Genomic DNA, 21,127 nt, shown 5'->3' with positions numbered 1-21,127 from the left:
GCTTAGAAAGGGATTATTGTGAAAGACTTATTAACTACCGAAGAAAAAGAGAATATTGAAATTGATTTGTTACTTCAAGCTGTTTATAGTGTTTCGGGTTTTGACTTTCAAAAGTATATGCGTTCTTCGATTAAAAGAAGAATTATCAATCGAATGAGACAAGAGAAGATGGAGAAAATTAGCTCTTTGATAGAAAAGGTTTTATATGAAAAAGGGTTTGTCGAAAAGTTAATAGATGACTTTTCTATACATGTTACTGAAATGTTTCGAGACCCAGAATTTTTCAATGCTTTTCGATTAAAAGTTGTACCGTTTCTTAAAGAATTTCCTACAATACGTATTTGGCATGCAGGTTGTTCAACTGGTGAAGAAGTTTTTTCTATGGCCATATTGCTAAAAGAGGAAGGGCTTTATGATCGTACAAAAATATATGCCACAGACATAAATGAAAAAGTGATATTACAAGCTAAAGAAGGCATTTTACCATTAAATCAGATGCAATCATATACCAAAAATTATTTGGCTGCAGGTGGTAAACAAGAGTTTTCGAAGTATTATTCGACTGATTATCAAAATGCCTACTTAGATGCAAATTTATTGAAAAATATTGTATTCTTTCAACATAATTTGGTTACAGACGGCTCATTTAATGAATTTCATGTTATTATTTGCCGTAATGTCATGATATATTTTACGGGTGAACTACAAAATAGTGTGAATCAGTTGTTTTACGATAGCCTTTGCCACGATGGTTTTATCGGTATAGGCAGTAAAGAAACATTACGTTCATCTGTTTTCTCCGAAAAATATAAGGAGATAGCAAGTCAAGAGAATATTTATCGAAAAATATAACAACTCAGGGTCGCAGAAGCGGCCCTTGTTTGTTGAGAAAATGTTTAGCGGAGCCGAATAAAAGGTAAAATATATTATAATTAAAACAATTGATTATAAGTAAACAACAATAGAAACTCCCCCAAACAAAAGCAAGATTTAGATTGATATAAATCATGAATTGTTAAGTACTTATGGGCGGAGTAGGATTCATAAGCTAAAGGGGCTAAAAGAATGACGATTTTAATCGTGGATGATAACCAAGTAAACCTTTTTTTAGTTGAAAATATACTAAAACGCGCAGGGTATAACGATTTCCGTTCACTTTCATCAGCCCAAGAAATGTTTGACTATTTAGGGGCTGATCAAGAATATCCAAAAGAAACAGAAGTAGACATTATACTTCTTGATATAATGATGCCGGAAATGGATGGCATTGAAGCTTGCCGACGCTTGCAGAATATTCCCCATTTGAAGGATATCCCAGTTATTTTTGTGACTGCATTGGAAGACTCGAATAAGGTAGCGGAGGCACTCGGTGTAGGTGGAATAGATTACATAATGAAACCCATCAATAAAATTGATTTACTTGCAAGAATACGAGTTGGTCTTCGTTTAAAGTATGAGAAAGATTGGCATAAAGAACAAGATAAAAAGCTCAGAGACGAACTGGATTTATCGATGCAAGTACAAAGTAGTTTATTAAGTGAGCCAATTATCAATGAACAACTAATGATAAAAGCATCATATCTACCTGCAAACAAGCTTGCAGGTGATATGTATTATTGGCAACGGATAGATGAAAATCGGTATGGGGTAATTATTTTAGATATGATGGGACACGGTATTTCAGCTTCTCTTGTTTGTATGTATATTTCTTCTGTACTACGAGATGCCATTCGTAAGAATACTGATCCAGAAGCAATTATCGTTGAGTTAAACAGGTGGATGAACATACTTAATAAAAAAGAAAACCCTGTGCATTATTATTTTACAGCCATTTATATGATTATTGACACGAAGGAAAAGACAGTAGAGTACGTTAACGCAGGTCACCCACCTGGCTTTGCCTATGTTGATGATGAAAAAGTGGTATCTCTTTCGAAAGGATCTTGTCCAGTTGGTTTTTTTAATGAAATGAAAATAAGTAAAGATATTGTTCATTACAATGAGAGAGTTCAGCTTCTGATTTTTACTGATGGTGTGATGGAATCTCTTGATAATGAAGAGAATGACGGGTTGGATGCAATAAAAGAAGCCATTTCGGAGCGCTGGGTAGATTGTGAAGTAATAGAACCAATTGATATTGTAATGCCTAAAGCATTACAACATGATCAACCGGATGATATGTGTGTTGTTTTAATTCAGGCAGTTAGTCCGTTATGTTAATTTGGTCTTGGTAATATATAAGGGAAAATGGTTTTTATATCTTTGTTAGGTTAAATTAGATTTGCTAATAACTGATTTTATGGATGCTCTAATTATCTGAACTATTTATATAAAAAACATAGAACCCCCGTAAAGTGGACTAGTAAGTGTCCGTTTTACGGGGGTATTTTTTATCCTTATATCGGGTATTGTGATTAATATATTTACCAGAGTTTATATCCCTTAGATCCCAACGGTGCATTTGAGATAATATCAAAGATTGGGAAGCTGTACGCGATTAATACTAGTGCAACAAGAATCACTATCCAAAGTTTAAAGTTCTCTAAAATTGCTGGAGTTTTTTCTGCGTTTGGAGCGACTTCTGCTATCGGGAATTCTTCTTGACCTTTAGGTGCGAACCAGCAAAGTTTCACAAAAATATAAAGGAATAACAGAATACCGATGAATAGAAGCGTGCCACCTACAGCTTGTGCAATTTGATAAGATACCCATGTACTAGCAATATCAGCACCGCCGTAATCAGAGAATGCAGAACGTCGTGGTGCGCCGAGTAAACCAGCTACGTGCATTGCACTTGACATGATACCCATACCAACTACCCAAACGATTGCTTGAATAATACCTAATCTATTCATTTCTTTAGTTAATGTACGACCAGTTAAGTGAGGTACTAACCAATAACAAGCGCCAAAGAAAGTTAATACAACGGCTGTAGCAACTGTTAAATGGAAGTGACCTGTTACCCAAATTGTATTGTGGATTAACTGGTTCATCTGGTAAGAAGCATTGACGATACCGCCTGCTCCTCCTGGGATGAATACTAACATACCTAGGAATGGTACAAAGAATCGAGCATCTCCCCAAGGTAATTGTTTCAACCAACCGAATACGCCTTTACCACCTAATGCTCTACCACGTATTTCAAATGTAGCGAATAGAGAAAAAGCAGTTAATAGTGAAGGGATAACAACCATCATAGTTAAAATTACTTGTAAGAATTTCCATGATCCGTCAACACCAGGTTCAGTTAATTGGTGATGAAGACCTACAGGAACTGAGAACAATACGAACATAATAAATGATAAACGAGATAATGCATCAGAGAAAATTTTGCCACCAATTACTTTAGGAACAACTACATACCAAATCATATAGGCAGGTAATAACCAGAAGTAAACAAGTGCATGACCAAATGACCAGAAAAGAGTACGGGATAAGAGAATATCAACACGTTCTACTAAACCTAATGACCATGGAAGTAGTTGGAATAGTACTTCTGAAGCTACACCAATTGTTGCTACAAACCACATTAAGTTGTTACAAACGACCATAAATGATAGTAAAGGAGAAGTTTGACCTTTGTTTTCTTTTCGCCATTGCATCCATCGTAGTGCTTGGCCAAGACCTCCAATCCAAGAACCTACAACTACTAATGTTAAGCCTAAATAGAAAATCCAGTGCGCTTGCAACGGCGCATAGAACGTATAAAGAACTGATGCTTCATTTAATAGCACCATAGCTGATGCCATTGCAGTACCAGTAGTCATAGTCCAGAAGCCGATCCAGCAAAGTAGACGTTGTTTTGCTGATAATGCACCTGAAGTACGACTAACAGCAGCAATTTGGAATCCATATATGAAGAATGTCGTTAATATTAAGCCCAATAAAACACCGTGGACAGTTAGAACTTGGTAATAACCAATGCCCCATGGTAATTTAAATTCGCCAGATCGAACAAGTACTTGTAAAAGACCAGCAGTTCCACCTAATAAAAGAGCGATCATAGCTACATAAATATGAGCCATGGCTATTTTTGAATCTTTACGATTTACTTGCATTAAATCATTAACTTTATTGGAAACCTTCCCAACAATGTTTTGTTTATTTACAGCTGCTTTGGATTTATTAGCTAATGCTTGACTCATTTTGGTTCCACCACCTTAAGCATAGAATGCATTTGAGCATGACCTACACCACAATACTCATTACAAACGATTAAATACTCGCCAACTTTATCAACGGTTGTTACATATTCTGAAATGTATCCAGGTTCTAACATCATATTAATATTTGTACCAGCAACCTCGAAACCATGTACAACATCCTTTGAAGTTGCGATGAATTTAACTTTAGCGCCAACAGGTACTTCTAAAATAGGAGGATCATAGTAAAATGCTGAAGCAACTACAACGGCTTCATAATCCCAATCTTTTCCCTCCACTTTATGGACACCTGGGTTATTGAATGGAGCGATTTCATCTACTTTTTCGTAATTAATCGTATTTTTTGCACTTGGTGGGTGGCTGCCGTTATGAAAGGCCATGATACCAGTAATTAATAAGAACACTATAAGTGAGCCAACACCGAATGCAAGCCAATACTTTTCGTATTTATGAAGATGCATAATTTTCCCTTCCTTCTTTCAGTTTAAAAGCGATCAAGAAATAGTCCAAAACAAAGACCCCAAACTACAACTATAAAGACCCCTAATGCCATAACTAAGTAAAAAGTTCCTTTTAAATCGCCGTCGGAATGATTTTTGTTAGCCATATTGAACCCTCCCTTATCAATTGAATAAATCTTTAATACCATGTGTTCATCATATAAAAATAAGCTTTAGTGGGATGTGATAAATATCACACTAAAACACGTGAAATGTGAATGAAGTGTGAAAAGACATAAAATATTGTAGAAATTTTGAAGGAAAAATAGGTATGCTAATATATTGGGGCAAAAAAAAGCGTCTAGCTCAATTCATTGAACAAGACACTTAAATACTATTCATTTGTATCTATAGTTAATAAGATGATTAGTTTACCAATGTTATCAATTGTTACAGGTAGCTTAAAAGCATGTTGGAAACCGTATAATTTTGTATGTCCGACCATAACAGTTGGAGGTGTAATATCTAAATCCAATTCTTTTTCTGCAGCAAACGTACATAAGTTACCAGCAATCATATTACCGAATTCACCTGTAAAGGATTCTAGCATGGCGCCTTCTAATGTCATCCCATACATACCTCCGCCGATTGCACTAAATGTTTCAGGTGTTGAATCGATTATGATTCGTCCTTTCAAATCACCAACCATGCCTATTAGCACACCAATTTCATTTTGTTCGTAAGGGTCTGATGTAATAGTTGGAGATGATACTTGAATTTTATAAGGAATAACTGATTTTAGTGCGTTTATAGTACCGTTCAAGACGGCTTGTATTTGAATAGAAGTACTCATTTAAACACTCCCGATACGTGACTTTATTTCTATAATAACATGCGAGTTTAAAAAATTGAATTAATACTTGACGAAGAGGATGATTTTCATTATCATTAAGATAGATGAGAATGATTTTCATATTCATTACATATACTTAACGATCAAATAAAAGGGAGCGGTCAAAGTGATATTTGCATTTATTGGAGCTACAGTATTAATCTACGGTGCAGTTAGTAAATATGTTTTCACTCAAACAACCGCACATTTAAAATAACGACAAAATCCTCCCGTAATTGGGAGGATTTTTTTGTTTGTCGTTTTCCTTCTACATGTTAGAATGAGTTTATTACATATTAAAGGAGTTAAAGCCTTTCATGACAGTATTTGATCAGCAACTTCAACAATTATTAAAGCAAACAGCAATGCAATATTTGATTTACAAAAATAACGCAGATGAGGAGCGTTTGCAAAAAACGACGCTTTTTGCAAATAAACTATTAAATAAAGAATATATGATTGGCTTTGCTGGCCATTTCTCTGCAGGGAAATCGAGCATGATTAACGCATTAACAGGAGATCAGCTATTACCCTCTAGTCCAATACCTACGAGTGCAAACGTTGTTAAAGTACATAAATCTGAAAGCGATTACGCAATTGCCTATTTAACAGGACAAGATCCAGTGAAATTCACTGGGGATTATGATATTAAAACAGTCAAGGCCTTCGCTAAAAATGGAGCGCTCGTATCGCAAATTGAAATCGGCCATTCAAAATCAGTTCTACCTGATGGCGTAACAGTAATGGATACTCCAGGAGTAGACTCGACGGATGATGCTCATCGTATGTCAACTGAATCAGCACTTCATTTAGCAGATATCGTGTTTTATGTTATGGACTATAACCATGTTCAATCTGAGTTGAATTTTCAATTTACAAAACAATTAATGAAATTTAATCCAAATGTTTATCTAATCGTCAATCAAATTGATAAACACAAAGATAATGAACTTGATTTCACAGAATTTGAGCAGTCTGTTCATACTTCTTTTGCAAATTGGGGAGTTGTTCCAAAAGGTATCTTCTTTACTTCTCTACGAGAACTTGAGCATCCACATAATGATTTCCAAACAGTCAAGGGAATTGTCATGAGTAGCATGGATGGTTGGCAAGAGCAGTTAGTTGAGACGGCTAAAAAGACTTTACAACAATTGAATAAAGAGCATGAAGAATATTTACAAGATACAAAACAAGAAATCTTCGATATAAATGAAGAAATTCTGCCATTTTCAGATTGGGAAAATCGCCAAGAGTTAAAAGATCAATACGCCAATATCCAGCGTCAATTAGAACTTTACTCTGTTGAAAAATGGAAAAAATCCTTTGAACAACAACGTGAAGAGTTACTCAATAATGCTGGTATTATGCCTTATGAGCTACGTGATAAGCTAAAACTCTACTTAGAAAGTATGCAAGAGGACTTTAAGGTAGGGATGTTCTTTTCCGCAAAGAAAACTGCTGCTGAAAAAGAATTACGTAAAGAAGAGCTTTACAAACTCTATCAGTCGATTATTACATCACAAATTTCAGGTCATATGCTGTCATTGATGAAAAATTCATTGAAAGACGTTGGCGCATTAACTGATGATGTATCTCTAGAAATTGATACAATTGAATTCAACGTACCTTTTGAAACAATTCAAGATCAAGTAAAAAAAGATGCTTTAGCAACTGGTGACGGGTTGTTGAATTTTGCTAACCGTGTATCAGAAGCAACAAAGCGTTGGTTTATTAGAACAACTGATGAATGGAAAGATGACAAGGCAATTTTTGTAGAGCAATTATCTTTTGGCTCTGTTGAACCGTTGAAGAAAAAACAAGAGGTACTTTCTGAAAAAGTAACAGTTATTAAAGAACTTGAGCATGTTGAAGAGCAGGAGCAGTTTTATGCGAAAAAATCAGCAGCTGCTACAACAGTATTAAATAAGGATGCAGATAATTGTGTTGAAATGTGGACAAAGGAGCATTCAGAAGCTTTTGCGCAAATACGATTATTCGACCCTACGATGTTACAACAAGAGGAAGATATTCTTATAGAAGAAAAACCTACTGAAGATGCAGACAATGTGGAGACTATACAAACAGCTATTGCAGTTAAGCAAGCATTACATACAGCTAATGCTGTGGCGAATGTCCAAGGATTTAAAGAGGTATCAAATTATCTTAAAAATAAAGTAGAACGCCTTAAGAAAAAGGATTTTACAATTGCTTTATTTGGAGCATTTAGTGCTGGTAAATCATCATTTTCTAATGCGCTAATGGGTCAACAAGTTTTACCTGTTTCACCAAATCCAACGACAGCAGCAATTAACAAAATTCGACCTGTCTCACCAGAACATCCTCACGAAACGGCTGATGTTCGATTAAAAACAACTGATCAATTACAAGCTGACATTATCTCGTCTTACGAGGCGATTGGTATGCATGTGACAACTTTAGAAGAAGCATTCAATAAAGCTACTGAAGGATTGCAAATGGAGTTAGAAGATGAGAGATTACATGTCCATAAGTCTTTCATCCGTGCCTTCGCACAAGGATATGAAGAATTTAAAGAGCAGTTAGGAACGACTTTACGTACAAATCGAGAGGATTTTGAAAAATTTGTCGCAGAAGAAAAACGTAGCTGTTTTGTTGATTCCATTGATTTCTATTTTGATTGTGAATTAACAAGAATGGGTGTCACATTAGTAGATACCCCGGGGGCAGACTCTATTAACGCCCGTCATACTGGTGTTGCATTTGATTACATTAGAAATGCTGATGCCATTCTATTTATTACGTATTATAATCATGCATTCGCTCGAGCAGACCGTGAATTCTTGATTCAATTAGGTCGTGTAAAAGATGCTTTTGAGCTTGATAAGATGTTCTTCATCGTAAATGCTATTGATCTTGCATCAAATAAGGAAGAAGAGGGAGAAGTTAAAACTTATGTACAGCAAGAGTTGCAACGCTTCGGTATTCGAAAACCTCGATTATTTGGTGTGTCTAGTTTACTTGCATTAAAAGAAAAAGTAGAAAAAAATGATTTCGAATCAGGAATGCAGCCGTTTGAAGATGCATTCCATCATTTCTTATCTGAAGAGTTGAGCTCTTTAGCAGTTCAAGCTTTAGTAGAAGAAACGGACAAAACACAAAACCGTCTCGCTTCACTTATTAAGCAAACCGAAGACAATATGCAGCGTAAAGACGAACGTCTTGTGGAACTGACGAAACTTGAGCAATTTATTCATACTCGTTTTGAAAAATCAGGTGCAGCCGTTATTAAAAAAGATGTTGAGCAAGAATTATCAGAGCTAATGTACTATGTATTACAGCGAGTTTATTATCGTTTTGCAGATTTTTATAATGAAGCATATAATCCAGCAACATTCGCAGGTAAATCATCAGCAACGGCATTACAATTAGCATTAAAAGAATTATTACAAAGCTTAAGCTTTGATTTAGAACAGGAAATGCGTGTTACAAACTTCCGTATTGCGAAGTTTATCCATAAAAAGGTGACTGAGCGTTATATCGAAGATGTAAGAAAATTAAAAGATGTGAATGATAGCTTCTCATTTACGCCATTTGAACCAGAAGAGCCAGCAATACTTGAATTTGTAGGCCCATTTGAACAAACTGCACCGTATGAATCTGTTAAATCTCATTTTAAAAATAATAAAGCATTTTTTGAAAAAGGCGATCGCTTGAAATTAAGAGAAGCATTAGAACAATTAACAAAACCCGACGCTCAACACTATTTGAACACGGAAGCAAAACGTTTAAATAATTGGTCAGAATCACTTATAACTACTGAAGCGGAAAGTTTACGTCATCATTTAAGTGCTCAAGCAACAGAGCAAATTGCAACAGAACGTGAGCTTTTGCAAGAAGAAAGCAAGCTTGCTGAATGGAAAAAAATCTACGCATCACTATTTGAGGGAGTTGTAAAGTAATGGGAAACGTGTTTATTTCAATTAAGGATATAGACGTGAACAATGTCATTTGGATCGATGCACGATTTAATTTGCAAAATGCCGAAGAAGGGCGAAAACTATATGGTCTAGAGCATATTAAAGGCGCAGTATACTGGGATTTAGAAAAAGACCTTTCAGACATGACAAAAGACGAGGGTCGTCATCCAATGCCTGAAAAAGAACAATTACAGTCTCTGTTTGAAAGAAGCGGTTTACAATACGATACGGACAAAACAATCGCAGTCTACGATCAAGGGGCTTCACCCTTTGCAACACGTGCATGGTGGATGCTTCAATATGGTGGTTTTAAAAATGCCAAAATAGTAAAAGAAGGATACACTGCCATAAAAGAAGCGGGTATTGCTGTTCAATCAGGTGAAGAAGCATTGACAACAACTACTCTTATACCAAGATGGCAAGATGACCTTTATGTAAATCGTACAGGTGTCAAAGAGATAGTTGATGGGAAAGTAAAAAAAGTGCTACTAGATGCGCGTGCTGAAGCGAGATATTTAGGGCAAATAGAGCCGATGGATAAAGTAGCGGGTCATATTCCGGGAGCACGTAATTTTGATTGGGAGCAATTAAAAGCAGATGGAGTATTAACAACAAATCAGAAACTTCATGATGTTGTAAAGCAAGATGAGCAAATAGTTGTTTATTGTGGTAGTGGAGTAACGGCATCACCATTATTCGCTATTTTAAAAGAAGACGGGTATTCAAACGTACAATTGTACACAGGTAGTTATAGTGATTGGATTACAGAATATGCACCTGAAAAAGGAATTTCAAAGAAATAATTGATTCAATTATAAAAGCAAAATAAAAAAGCGAGCAAATGTATGATTTTGCTCGCTTTTTGCGCATTCATAACATAATTTTCTCCATTTTCACATATGCTAGTAGAGTCTGTCCTAAGTTTTTACTTTCCATTTATTTATATAAGAGTAGAATAGTAAACGATATCTAACTAGAAAGAAGGAGAAAAAATGGATGCAGTTTTCATAACAAAAATCTTATCCATTATTTTACTAGACATTGTTTTAAGTGGTGATAACGCTGTCGTCATTGCATTAGCATGTCGAAACTTACCAAAAAGACAACGGAAAAAAGCCATATTCATTGGTACTGCAGGAGCCATTATTTTACGCGTAGTACTTACATTCGCTGCTGTATGGTTATTACAAATTCCATTAGTTAAATTAGTTGGTGGTTTATTATTATTCTATATTGCACTGGATTTATTAAAATCTGAAGGCGAAGATCCTGATTTGAAAAGTGGTAGCTCAATATTTGCAGCTATCCGTACGATTATCATCGCGGATTTCGTTATGAGTTTAGATAATGTATTAGCAGTAGCTGGTGTTGCAGATGGACATATGGGTTTAGTTATACTTGGACTTGCTGTAAGTATTCCACTCATTGTATTTGGTAGTCAGTTAATCATAAAATTAATGGAAAAATTCCCGATACTTATTTGGATAGGTGCTTTAATGATTGCTTATACAGCGGGACATATGATAGTTGCGGACAAGTACGGTGCACAATTTGTAGATCGAACGTTTCCTCAAATGGCCATTATCATCCCAATTATGAGTATGATCTTATTAGTCATTTTGGGCATTTGGATCAAAAACCGACAAACACAATATACTTCTAGATAAGCCTGTATAATAAAATAATTACATAGGCAATAGACGCGACTTTTTAATTTTTATTAAAAAGTCGCGTTTTTATTTGCAGAAATGCTGTCTGTGACATATTACCTGTTTTTGAAAATGGATGAGGATTACAACTTTTATTACATAGTAATATTTTGTTGTAATTCTATTTAGAATAATATAATCGTTACAAAAAAATGAATGAAAAAATGATTTTTTATTAGTGAAATCATTAAAAACGTGTAATTTCTTAAAATATTATAAGTTCTAATATATTAATTTTTATAGATTTTGTCATAATACACATAACTTTTATGCTATTTCCGAAGTGGTTTAAAAGTCATATAAACGGTCGATTTACGGGAGTATATAACTAGTGGGGTGGATTTTGCTTTTTGTAAAAAAACAAAAACGATTTTTTAACCTTTTTTTAACCTTTAACAATTAATCTAATGATGTAAACAGAGTAAACATATTTGTATCATTCAAATTTTTCGACTGATAATTTGAGTAATTAAGTAGAAAATGTTTGCTCATATTGAATGCGTTTTAATATAGGAGGAGTCACATGCAAGTAAATGTAATGGAAAGAACTACTTTTTACTTGAAGTATGGAAAAAGATTGTTGGATTTAATTGTTGCTAGTATTCTTTTACCAATTATTTCAATATTAATTCTGGTTATATCTTTTTTATTGTTAGTTTTCTCAGGAAGACCAATCTTCTTTAAACAGTATCGGTCAGGTGTGCATTTTGAAGAATTTAAAATTTGGAAATTTCGAACGATGAAATGTCATCAATTAGGAAAAGAAGAAAAGGACTGGCAGGAAGGCGTTCCAGATGATTTCATATTTAAAGGTGCTCTAGATTCACGTATCACAACAATTGGAAAGTTATTGAGGAAATGGAGCTTAGATGAATTACCACAAATAATTAATGTATTAAAAGGTGAAATGAGTTTAGTAGGACCAAGACCTGAAGTACCTGATATTACTTCTTTTTATAATGCCGATCAGTCAAGAAGATTATATTTGAAGCCAGGTATTACCGGATTAGCACAAATAAATGGGCGTTCCGATATATCACATGGTCAGAAAGTTGAGTATGACATTGATTATGTAGAAAACTGCTCTTTTGTACTAGATATCAAAATATTAATACGTACAATTCGTGTTGTTTTCAATGGGGAAGGGGCGTATTAAAAATAATCGGAGGATGTCATGAATAAAGAAATCACAATTTACGAATTATGGTATTTAATCGCTCGCTATAAATGGAAAATATTCATTTTCACCTTGTTGGGTCTAATAATAGGAGCAGGAATTTGCATCAATATTCCACAAAAATATGAAGCACGAACAGATTTGTTGATTAAACCGATTACTAATAATTCAAATCAGTCTCTTACTTCTTTAGAAATCGATACAACATTGCGTCTAATGAATACCTATAAAGAACTACTCACAAGTAATCTTATGCTGGATTTATTAAATGAAAAATTAGATAAGAAAATGTCAAAATCTGATTTCATGAATAATATTTCCATAGTTTCAGAAGAAAATTCACAGATTATTTCCATTGTTGTAATGGAAAACCAACCACAAAGAGCAACAATAATTGCAAATACATTTGCTACTCTTTTTAAAGAACAAATAGGTGTTTTATTTCACCTTAATAATATCCAATTGCTTCATATTGCAGCTTTAGGTGAAGCTCCAAATATTGTTTCGCAATATAGTTTGTATAGTGGAATAGGTGCTTTGTTTGGGTTGTTCATTTCATTAATATTGATTTTTATTAGAGAAGTATATAAACCTAAGTTGGATGGGCAAAAGAAACTTGAGAATGTTGAGCAAACGTATTTAAGCGATGTCCCACGAATGAAATGGTGGTGGAAATCAGAACGTAAAAGGGAGGTATTGGCAGACCATATTCACTTTGTTGGTTCGCTTCTGGAAAATCAGATATGTGCTTCAAATACTAAAACGTTCGTTGTCACAAGTAATGGAAAAAAGGAAGGAAAAACACTAATCGCAACCGAGCTTGCCAAACACTTTGCAGATGACAATAAAAAAACAATTTATGTTGATGCGAACTTGCGTCAAGGAGCAAATACGACAAGTTTATGTGCAAGAAGTTCAACGAAAGGTTTAGCGCATTACCTTGCTGAGGACATCGGAATTGAAGAAATAACACAACCAACTGTAAATCAGTATTTACAGGTTATATGTGCAGGGCAACATTTAAAAAATCCAATTGCCCCTTTAAGCTCGAAAAAAATGTCAAACGTAATTGCTAAACTAGAACAAATCTATGATGTCGTTATAATTGATACCGCTTCACTTCAAGTATCTGATGCCTTATTACTCACAAAAATCGTAGATGGTTATGTATATGTAGCAAATACAAGAAAAACATTTGTACGACAAGCATCTACTGATTTTGAAAAGTTGAAAAATTTACAAGGAAGGTTAATAGGGGTTGTCTTGAATGAAGCATGAAAGAGGGGGTTTCATGAAAAAATGGCTTCAAACACAGATACAAAACCGCTTTATTAAAAGCTTGTGGGTACTAATTGCAGGAGCGGCCGTTTCTAATATTGTCGTTTTAATCATGACGCCTATTTTAACAAGAATTTATAAGCCAGAAGATTTTGGCGTATTATCTGTATTCACCGCTTTGTTATATTTGTCCATGATTATTGTATCGATGCGTTATGAAAGTGCATTAATGCTACCAAAAGAGGAAAAAGACGCGCTTCCTTTATTATGTATATCATTATTCTCTGTATTTATCGTTAGTACATTAGTGTGCTTAATTTTACTATTACTACCTATTGCAACATGGTTAAATATTGAAAGTGCGGAGCCGTATTTTTGGATTTTAGCTATAAGCTTACTATTTGTCGGGATTTATCAAGCACTAAATATTTGGGCACTAAGATTAGAAAAGTACAGTGAAATTTCATATGCTAAGCTCGCAATGAATGGTGGACAAGCAAGTAGCCAATTAGGATTTGGTCTAATCAAGTTCGGTGTTGTTGGTTTACTTATTGGTGAGGTTATCGGTCGAGTGATTGGATCAATATATTATATTTGGAAGTTTCGAAAAGATATAATTCATTCATTTCGTAATAACCCAGACACACTTTGGCAAGTGATGAAACGATACAAGAACTTTCCTCTAATTTCAAGTTGGAGTGGATTGATGTATAGCCTAGGTACCCACCTCCCTACTTTATTTTTAGCTGCCTATTTTGATGTTGTCACAGCGGGATATTTCTTTTTAGCTCAAAAATTATTAACAGTACCTGAAAATCTACTTGGTTATTCCGCTTCGCAAGTTTACTTTACACAAGCGGCGCAGATCGTCCGTGTAGGTGAGAGTATCAATCAATATTTTTGGGAAACAATTCGTAAACTATTTATTATAAGTGCCGTATCACTAATCATAATCGATTTTGCTGCACCTTATTTATTTGAGATGATATTTGGTCCTAATTGGATTCTATCGGCCACATTTGTTCAAATATTATCAGTTATGTATTTAACGAAAATAGTCATTGCTCCTTTAAACGGCATTTTCTATATATATGAAGCGTTACTTTTTCAAATGGTAGGTGAATGCATTCGATTTGGTTTAATTGTGCTCGCCATCGGGATTTCATATGTCTACGCATTCACGGATATTGAGGCATTATGGTGTATCAGTCTATTAACAGCTCTTGGCTATATTGTCTGTGGTGTTTTTGCGTGGATTGTTATAAGTAAATCTAGAGAGCCAGAAATGGTGCTTGAAAATGGCTGAACGATTACCAAGTAGTTTACAATGGGGACTATTTCTTGCAGTACTACTCAGTAGTATAGTCATGTTCGAACCAGCCCCTACAGATTTCCTGATGGTCATAGTGACTGTAATAGCAGTAGTTTATGGGGTATTAAGATATAGTGCAAGTCAATCTTTTGGTGTATTTTGTATTCTATTACTTTTGCTTGCGAATATTTTGTCATTGTTCTTTGTGCAAAATGCGGAGGTAGGTCTATTTTATTTTATTGTTACATTGTATTTAAGTGTAATGTGGTTTGGGATCGTTGGTTTAGGTGGGCGTTATTTTGAAAAAGTATTAACTACGGTAATACAGGCCTACGTTTTTACTGCGATTATCTGCTCGATCCTTGGGTTAGGTGTTTATTTCCGAATAATTCCATTTATAAATGATTGGTTACTATTTGGACGAGTAAAGTTGTTTTTTAAAGATCCGAATGTCTATGGACCATTTTTAGTCTTACCTTCTATATATGCCATTCTAAGCTTTGAGCAAACGAAGCGAGTCTTTTGGCTGTGTTGTTTTTTTGTACTCGTAAGTGGTGTGACAATTAGTTTTTCGCGCGCGGCATGGCTTAATTTAGTAATTTCTATAGTCATATATTTAATATTTGCAAAACAAGGAGAGGGAATAAATCGTATTAAATTAGTATTTGCTATGGCTGTGATAAGTATTTTATTACTTATATTTTATATCCAATTCACCGGGCTAGATGATCAACTTAGTGATCGAATGAGTCTGCAACATTATGATAATGACCGATTTGCTATGCAAAAAGAAGCTTTGATAACTGGTTTGAATAACCCGATTGGCGTAGGACCAGGACAATCAGAAATATTATTTCCTTTGGCACCACACAATCTATATGCTCGTATTTTAACAGAAAATGGCTTTTTAGGATTTATATCTTTCAGTGCATTTTTAATTGTTTCATTTATTAAAAGCTTTCAAAGCTCACGGCAATTGGGTAGCTATAGCTCATATTATGTAATGATTAGTGCGGTTATTATCGGACATGTGGCAAATAGTTTTTTTATCGATAGTCTACACTGGAGACATTTATGGCTTATATTAGCACTTGCTTGGATACCAATAAGACTTGAAAAGGAGGAGTAAATCTATGAAAATTGTTCAAATTGTAACGAAGTTGGACACAGTAGGAGGGGCACAGTCCCATGTGCTTGCACTTACAAAACAACTCTGTTTGGATGGACATGAAGTAATTATCATGACTTCACAAGGACAATTGATCGAGGAAGCAATGGCTGGAAAGAGCGTTAAAATTATTCAACTTCGTCATTTGAGGCGAGATATTAGTTTGATGGATGATTACCGTGCGTTTTTAGAACTCCGCTTATACTTACAGCAAATTGGTCCTGAATTAGTAGCGCTTCATTCATCTAAAGCTGGAGTTCTTGGTAGATTAGCAGCCTTTTCATTAAAAATTCCAACAGTTTTTACTGCTCATGGTTGGGCTTTTACCGAAGGAGTACAGCCATTAAAGAAATTATTATATAAACAAATTGAGAAATTACTTGCTCCAAGAACTACTAAGATTATCGCTGTTTCTAATTATGATCATGAACTTGCTGTACAAAAAAGGGTAGTGTCAAAAAATAAGATAACAACTATTCATAACGGTATTCAAAGTAATGACAAACAACCCTATTTTCGAAATAATGTTCCTAAAATAGTGATGGTATCAAGGTTTGAGAAACCAAAAAGACAGGACTTGTTGATTGAAGTGTTGTCTACCATGAAAGAGCTAGAATGGTCATTGGAATTAATCGGTGATGGGGTAGAACTAGCTAACGTAAAAGAATTAGTTAATAATAAGGGACTTTCGCATCGAGTAAGATTCCTCGGGGTTCGAAATGACATTGAAACGCAACTTCAAGATGCGGATATATTTGTACTCTTATCAAATTTTGAAGGACTGCCGCTTTCTATTTTAGAAGCGATGCGTGCAGGTCTACCAGTTATTGCATCAGATGTAGGTGGTATTGAAGAGCTAGTTGTAGAAGGAAAAACAGGATATCTTGTAGACCAAAATGTTTTGAATATACGAAAATGCTTGGTGAGAATGATAGAGGATAGGCCTTTAAGAATAGAACTTGGGCAAGCAGGGCGTAATTTTTTTGAAGATCATTTTTTGTTCCAAAAGATGTACGACAATACAGTGAGCCTTTACAAGGAAGCGCTAAAGGAAAAGAAGGTGAAAAGAAATGTTCAATTACTTGATCATAACCGCGCTTGAACAGTTAAAGAGCTATAAAAAAGCGTGGGATGACATTCTTGAACAAGAGAAGAATACCAATCCGTTTATAGAATATGAGTGGATTTCAACTTGGTGGGCAACAATTGGTCAATCTAGTAATGTTGAGATTTATGTTGTAATGGAAGATAAAGAAGCAATCGCATTTTTCCCTTTAATGAGAAAAGAACATCGAGGTATACAGAATTTGACATTTTTAGCGGATGGTGTTGCTAATTATATGGATATCGTTGTGAAATCGGAAAATAAAAGAAACGTATTAACTTATCTATTGAACGCATTATTTAAAAAAGAGGATGCATTATTACTGCAATTACACGGTATTTCTGAGGAAAGCGCAACAAGTAATATATTAGAGCTATTTTTGGTTGAAAATGGTTTCAAATATAGTTTTCACCGAGTAGTTACACCTTATCTACATTTTGACAAAGTCAATTTCCAGCAATTTATGCATAAACGACGAAAGAAACATGGCGTCGATCGCAGTGAAAAAAAGTTAGAGAGATTGGGAAATGTGCAGTACTATCCACTTCAAAGTAATGAAAAGTCTAAAATATTCGGATTATTTGAAAGTCGCTGGAAAAAAAAGATAGATACAAGTGGATTTGCTAGCACTGAACGCCGCCCATTTTTTGAGGCATTACTACAGATACAAAATCATAACTTTAAAACAGAGGTAGATGCACTTCGTTTTGAACAAGAAATAATTGCATTTGCGTATGGCTTTTCATGTAGAGGTAGGTACGTTGCATATACATTAGGATTCGATTCGGATTTTTCAATGTTTGGACCAGGACGGTTAATTGATCGTAGAAAGCTTTTGCAGAGTTATGAAGAAGGGGAAAAAATATTTGATTTTAGTATAGGATATGAAAAATATAAATTTGATTGGCATACAGATGTCACATTTACTCGAACATTTATAATAGCTGGATCTAACAAAAAAGCTAAACGCCAAAAATTCTTACTCAGTTTGGTAGCGACAGTTAAAGAAAAAATCAAACAACATCAGCCCTTTGTTAAATTTAAGCGTGATATTTTAGGGAAACTAATCTATAATTTGCGATCAAAAAAGGAATGGTTAAAGAGTATTTTTTCTATTTGTCAATGGCGTACGTGGCAACTTTATGAGCTTGAAAAAGGAACTAAACTATATGAAAAATTGCCATTCGAAAAATTGGCTTTGAAGAGTCTTCTAAACTCGCAAAGAAGAGCAGAGGCTATTCTACTTAGTTATCAAGGTTTTGACCTTTATGGCGAAGACGGCATTTGGGAGTTTCAAGTCCATAAATCAATATATAGGAATCAAACATGGCAAAAAGGGTTCGAATTACCGTCAACAAATAGTGTATTTATTGATGGATGGCAAGAGCAAGATTTAGAACTAATATGCCACGCCTTTAACAACGAAACAATATATGTAATATCGAATATGTCAGAATGGAAAAAACGTCGTGCCTTAAAAAAAATAGGATTTAAAAATGTCGGTGTTGTCCATCAGTGGAAGTTCCTACAGTTAGAAGGGTTGAAGAATAAAAAGCTATTACAAAAGGAGGGAGCCCGTTATTCTATCTATTAATAGACAATGGTTAGGCATGGAAATACAGCAAATATATTTTGCGGATTATGAGACACCCCCATCAAAAGCACAATTAGTAGGTTACACGTATGCATTAAAACAACGTCATTTTTTGAAAGAGATAAAAACAGTTTGGATTGATTTAACAGAAAACAAGGAAATGTTATTGGGTCAGTTGTCTAAAAGGGATCAAGCTAAATTAAGAAGAGCAGAAAAAGAGAGATTGAAGGTTATTGTACAAGAAAAACCAAGTGATGCAGAACTATTGGAATTTCAAAAATATTACAATCAATTTGCTCGATCTAAGAACATATATACATGTAACTTCTTTCATTACACAACAATGCAGTTGTTACGAGAACAAGGTGGTCTAACATTAACTAAAATTATCACAGAGCAGGAAGAAACACTTTGTTATCGTTTATATATTGTAGATGGAAAAACAGCAATGAGTTTATATGTTGCAACAGCCCAGCATAACCAAAATATTGGACATAACAGACAAGCTATTAATTATGCTAATCGTTATTTATGGTGGAAGAATATTCTGTATTTTAAGAATCAAGGATATGACATTTATGATGTAGGGGGTTTAACAGATGTTCCATCCATTCAGGAATTTAAGCAATCATTTGGTGGTCAGATAGTTAATGTATATTCAGGCTATATTCCCTACTCGGTAATAAGTAATCTTGTATTGAAAATTCGCGATTTTCGTTTTAATAAGGTGAGGAAAGGTTCATGAAAGAAAAAGGAGGGTTAGTGATTTCATTAGATTTTGAGTTGAATTGGGGAATACATGATGTGTTTACTAAGGGCGAATATGATGAAAATATACGAGGTGTAAGAGAAGTAATTCCAAGACTTTTGAAACTTTTTAAACGTTACGAAATTCATGCAACATGGGCAACAGTTGGTTTTTTATATGCAAAGAATAAGCAAGAGCTTTTAGCAGCACTACCTAAAGAATATCCAATCTATCATCGAACAGAACTATCTCCTTATCCAACTATTCAAACAATTGGAGAAAATGAAGAAACAGATTGTTACCATTATGGTGCTTCATTAATCAAACAAATTGAGCAAACACCCTATCAGGAAATCGGCACTCATACTTTTTCTCATTATTATTGCTTAGAACCAGGTCAAACAGTACGCCAATTTCAAGCGGATATAGAATCGGCAATGACGATTGCCAAACAACATGGTCATCACGTCCAATCTATTGTTTTTCCGCGTAATCAGGTCAATGAGGATTACTTGCGTATCTGTAAGAAAGCTAAAATACGTACTTATCGAGGCAATGAACCACATTGGATGTATACTCCAAGAAAATTCAATAAAGGGCTGCATTTAAACCGATTGCTAAAATGTGGGGATAGCTATTTGAATTTATCGGGGCATCATGTGTACAAGCTTCAAAATCTACAAATGGAGCCTCTTGTGAATATTCCATCTAGTGCCTTTTTAAGACCCTACCATCCGAATTTGCAATGGTTAGAACCATTACGATTTAAACGAATTTTAAATTCGATGCGAAAAGCAGCAAAGGAAAAGGCAATTTATCATCTCTGGTGGCACCCACATAATATGGGAAAGAATATGGATCAAAACTTTGAAATGCTTGAACGTATTTTGGAGGAATACGCTAAGCTCAAACAGAGCGAGCAATTCACAAGTTACTCAATGGGGGAAGTAGCAGATTTGGTTGAAGAAATGAATGCCAGTACAAGTTGCGTAAGTAGACAACAATTCGTTTTGGAGGGTAATGTATGAATCTTAAAGGTGATATATCCACATTTTTCCGCTTTTTAGAAGTAGGAGTTTTTGAAACTGAAAATGAATTTTCTTTACAACACGAATTAGGAATATTCTTGCGAACGATGATTGAATCTCCTTATAAACTTCAATTTGGACGGAGTGTTAATTTTTTTTATCCTAATGAAAAAGGACAAAAAAGTGAAATTGACATTGTAATCTATAATCCAGCAACTGAGGAGCGCTATGGAATTGAATTAAATTTCCCCAATAAAGGCCAACATGTTGAACAAATGTTTCATTTGATAAAGGATATAAAATTTATGGAAGAGGTAAAAAAACTAGGTTTCACAAAAACATATGCTGTGACTTATGTTGAGGATGCTTTATATTACCGTGGCAGTAAAACCGATGGTATATATGCTTACTTTAGAAGTAATAAACCCATACAAGGTGTCATACAGAAACATGGTGGTAAAAAAGAAGAGTCATTGCAAATAGAAAATACGTACAAAGTTAGATGGAACTCACTTGGAAATGGTGGAAAATATTATATCGTTGAAACATAAAAGCTT

General features: G+C 34.6%; 18 protein-coding genes. 14 read left to right on the top strand and 4 right to left on the bottom strand.

Features of this window, described 5'->3' with window-relative positions:
• Window positions 1-15 precede the first annotated feature (15 nt).
• Together AMD00_RS11470 and AMD00_RS11465 are read left to right on the top strand one after the other, a co-directional pair.
• Window positions 16-852 carry a CheR family methyltransferase gene (locus tag AMD00_RS11470; protein WP_053417205.1) on the top strand — a complete coding sequence of 279 codons (837 nt, stop codon included), beginning with the start codon at window positions 16-18 and terminating at the stop codon, window positions 850-852.
• A gap of 213 nt (window positions 853-1,065) precedes the next feature.
• On the top strand, window positions 1,066-2,220 hold the full coding sequence (locus AMD00_RS11465) for a PP2C family protein-serine/threonine phosphatase (RefSeq protein ID WP_053417204.1): 1,155 nt from the start codon (window positions 1,066-1,068) through the stop codon (window positions 2,218-2,220).
• 203 nt (window positions 2,221-2,423) lie between these two features.
• Here the strand turns inward: AMD00_RS11465 and AMD00_RS11460 are convergent, their stop codons facing one another.
• The 4 genes from AMD00_RS11460 to AMD00_RS11450 all read right to left on the bottom strand — a co-directional run bounded on the left by AMD00_RS11460 (window position 2,424) and on the right by AMD00_RS11450 (window position 5,456).
• Window positions 2,424-4,058 carry a b(o/a)3-type cytochrome-c oxidase subunit 1 gene (locus AMD00_RS11460; RefSeq protein WP_053418272.1) on the bottom strand — a complete coding sequence of 545 codons (1,635 nt, stop codon included), beginning with the start codon at window positions 4,056-4,058 and terminating at the stop codon, window positions 2,424-2,426.
• A gap of 83 nt (window positions 4,059-4,141) precedes the next feature.
• Window positions 4,142-4,624 (bottom strand): cupredoxin domain-containing protein, encoded by a 483-nt coding sequence (locus tag AMD00_RS11455; protein ID WP_053417203.1) that lies wholly within the window; start codon window positions 4,622-4,624, stop codon window positions 4,142-4,144.
• Between the two features lie 23 nt (window positions 4,625-4,647).
• Window positions 4,648-4,770, bottom strand: coding sequence for a hypothetical protein (locus AMD00_RS24165; protein WP_268746475.1), 123 nt, complete (start codon window positions 4,768-4,770; stop codon window positions 4,648-4,650).
• A 227-nt stretch (window positions 4,771-4,997) separates the two neighbouring features.
• On the bottom strand, window positions 4,998-5,456 hold the full coding sequence (locus AMD00_RS11450) for a chemotaxis protein CheX (protein WP_053417202.1): 459 nt from the start codon (window positions 5,454-5,456) through the stop codon (window positions 4,998-5,000).
• A gap of 356 nt (window positions 5,457-5,812) precedes the next feature.
• Between AMD00_RS11450 and AMD00_RS11445 the strand changes: the two genes are divergently transcribed.
• The 12 genes from AMD00_RS11445 (at window position 5,813) to AMD00_RS11390 (ending at window position 21,121) form a co-directional block, all read left to right on the top strand.
• A complete protein-coding gene (locus tag AMD00_RS11445) occupies window positions 5,813-9,433 on the top strand; it encodes a dynamin family protein (protein WP_053417201.1) in 3,621 nt (1,206 codons plus the stop codon).
• A complete protein-coding gene (locus AMD00_RS11440) occupies window positions 9,433-10,254 on the top strand; it encodes a sulfurtransferase (protein WP_053417200.1) in 822 nt (273 codons plus the stop codon). The genes AMD00_RS11445 and AMD00_RS11440 overlap by 1 nt, the downstream gene beginning before the upstream one ends.
• A 189-nt stretch (window positions 10,255-10,443) precedes the next feature.
• Window positions 10,444-11,118, top strand: a complete 675-nt coding sequence (locus AMD00_RS11435) for a TerC family protein (RefSeq protein WP_053417199.1) — start codon at window positions 10,444-10,446, stop codon at window positions 11,116-11,118.
• Between the two features lie 565 nt (window positions 11,119-11,683).
• Window positions 11,684-12,316 carry a sugar transferase gene (locus tag AMD00_RS11430; protein ID WP_053417198.1) on the top strand — a complete coding sequence of 211 codons (633 nt, stop codon included), beginning with the start codon at window positions 11,684-11,686 and terminating at the stop codon, window positions 12,314-12,316.
• A gap of 18 nt (window positions 12,317-12,334) precedes the next feature.
• Window positions 12,335-13,615 (top strand): polysaccharide biosynthesis tyrosine autokinase, encoded by a 1,281-nt coding sequence (locus AMD00_RS11425; protein WP_053417197.1) that lies wholly within the window; start codon window positions 12,335-12,337, stop codon window positions 13,613-13,615.
• Entirely contained in the window at window positions 13,605-14,921 is a 1,317-nt protein-coding gene (locus AMD00_RS11420) for a lipopolysaccharide biosynthesis protein (RefSeq protein ID WP_053417196.1), read from the top strand. Before AMD00_RS11425 ends, AMD00_RS11420 begins: the two co-directional genes overlap by 11 nt.
• Window positions 14,914-16,056 (top strand): O-antigen ligase family protein, encoded by a 1,143-nt coding sequence (locus tag AMD00_RS11415; RefSeq protein ID WP_053417195.1) that lies wholly within the window; start codon window positions 14,914-14,916, stop codon window positions 16,054-16,056. Before AMD00_RS11420 ends, AMD00_RS11415 begins: the two co-directional genes overlap by 8 nt.
• 4 nt (window positions 16,057-16,060) lie before the next feature.
• Window positions 16,061-17,197 (top strand): glycosyltransferase family 4 protein, encoded by a 1,137-nt coding sequence (locus AMD00_RS11410; protein ID WP_053417194.1) that lies wholly within the window; start codon window positions 16,061-16,063, stop codon window positions 17,195-17,197.
• Window positions 17,166-18,794, top strand: coding sequence for a GNAT family N-acetyltransferase (locus tag AMD00_RS11405; protein ID WP_053417193.1), 1,629 nt, complete (start codon window positions 17,166-17,168; stop codon window positions 18,792-18,794). Before AMD00_RS11410 ends, AMD00_RS11405 begins: the two co-directional genes overlap by 32 nt.
• 16 nt (window positions 18,795-18,810) lie before the next feature.
• Window positions 18,811-19,539, top strand: coding sequence for a hypothetical protein (locus AMD00_RS11400; RefSeq protein WP_053417192.1), 729 nt, complete (start codon window positions 18,811-18,813; stop codon window positions 19,537-19,539).
• The gene (locus tag AMD00_RS11395; protein WP_083446212.1) at window positions 19,536-20,570 is read left to right on the top strand and encodes a polysaccharide deacetylase family protein; all 1,035 of its coding nucleotides are present in this window, start codon (window positions 19,536-19,538) and stop codon (window positions 20,568-20,570) included. The genes AMD00_RS11400 and AMD00_RS11395 overlap by 4 nt, the downstream gene beginning before the upstream one ends.
• Window positions 20,567-21,121, top strand: coding sequence for a hypothetical protein (locus AMD00_RS11390; RefSeq protein WP_053417191.1), 555 nt, complete (start codon window positions 20,567-20,569; stop codon window positions 21,119-21,121). The genes AMD00_RS11395 and AMD00_RS11390 overlap by 4 nt, the downstream gene beginning before the upstream one ends.
• Window positions 21,122-21,127 lie beyond the last annotated feature (6 nt).

It is taken from the genome of Viridibacillus arvi (assembly GCF_001274945.1).
Taxonomy (GTDB): Bacteria; Bacillota; Bacilli; order Bacillales_A; family Planococcaceae; genus Viridibacillus; species Viridibacillus arvi.
This window is presented reverse-complemented; position numbering and strand designations above follow the sequence as displayed.

What these genes read in the sequence shown, in the direction of transcription:
- AMD00_RS11465 (WP_053417204.1), top strand. Translation starts at nt 1,066, where the DNA reads ATGACGATTTTAATCGTGGATGATAACCAAGTAAACCTTTTTTTAGTT.
- AMD00_RS11410 (WP_053417194.1), top strand. Translation starts at nt 16,061, where the DNA reads ATGAAAATTGTTCAAATTGTAACGAAGTTGGACACAGTAGGAGGGGCA.
- AMD00_RS11420 (WP_053417196.1), top strand. Translation starts at nt 13,605, where the DNA reads ATGAAGCATGAAAGAGGGGGTTTCATGAAAAAATGGCTTCAAACACAG.
- AMD00_RS11415 (WP_053417195.1), top strand. Translation starts at nt 14,914, where the DNA reads ATGGCTGAACGATTACCAAGTAGTTTACAATGGGGACTATTTCTTGCA.
- AMD00_RS11400 (WP_053417192.1), top strand. Translation starts at nt 18,811, where the DNA reads ATGGAAATACAGCAAATATATTTTGCGGATTATGAGACACCCCCATCA.
- AMD00_RS24165 (WP_268746475.1), bottom strand. Translation starts at nt 4,770, where the DNA reads ATGGCTAACAAAAATCATTCCGACGGCGATTTAAAAGGAACTTTTTAC.
- AMD00_RS11430 (WP_053417198.1), top strand. Translation starts at nt 11,684, where the DNA reads ATGCAAGTAAATGTAATGGAAAGAACTACTTTTTACTTGAAGTATGGA.
- AMD00_RS11435 (WP_053417199.1), top strand. Translation starts at nt 10,444, where the DNA reads ATGGATGCAGTTTTCATAACAAAAATCTTATCCATTATTTTACTAGAC.
- AMD00_RS11425 (WP_053417197.1), top strand. Translation starts at nt 12,335, where the DNA reads ATGAATAAAGAAATCACAATTTACGAATTATGGTATTTAATCGCTCGC.
- AMD00_RS11455 (WP_053417203.1), bottom strand. Translation starts at nt 4,624, where the DNA reads ATGCATCTTCATAAATACGAAAAGTATTGGCTTGCATTCGGTGTTGGC.
- AMD00_RS11440 (WP_053417200.1), top strand. Translation starts at nt 9,433, where the DNA reads ATGGGAAACGTGTTTATTTCAATTAAGGATATAGACGTGAACAATGTC.
- AMD00_RS11390 (WP_053417191.1), top strand. Translation starts at nt 20,567, where the DNA reads ATGAATCTTAAAGGTGATATATCCACATTTTTCCGCTTTTTAGAAGTA.
- AMD00_RS11405 (WP_053417193.1), top strand. Translation starts at nt 17,166, where the DNA reads ATGTTCAATTACTTGATCATAACCGCGCTTGAACAGTTAAAGAGCTAT.
- AMD00_RS11450 (WP_053417202.1), bottom strand. Translation starts at nt 5,456, where the DNA reads ATGAGTACTTCTATTCAAATACAAGCCGTCTTGAACGGTACTATAAAC.
- AMD00_RS11395 (WP_083446212.1), top strand. Translation starts at nt 19,536, where the DNA reads ATGAAAGAAAAAGGAGGGTTAGTGATTTCATTAGATTTTGAGTTGAAT.
- AMD00_RS11445 (WP_053417201.1), top strand. Translation starts at nt 5,813, where the DNA reads ATGACAGTATTTGATCAGCAACTTCAACAATTATTAAAGCAAACAGCA.
- AMD00_RS11460 (WP_053418272.1), bottom strand. Translation starts at nt 4,058, where the DNA reads ATGCAAGTAAATCGTAAAGATTCAAAAATAGCCATGGCTCATATTTAT.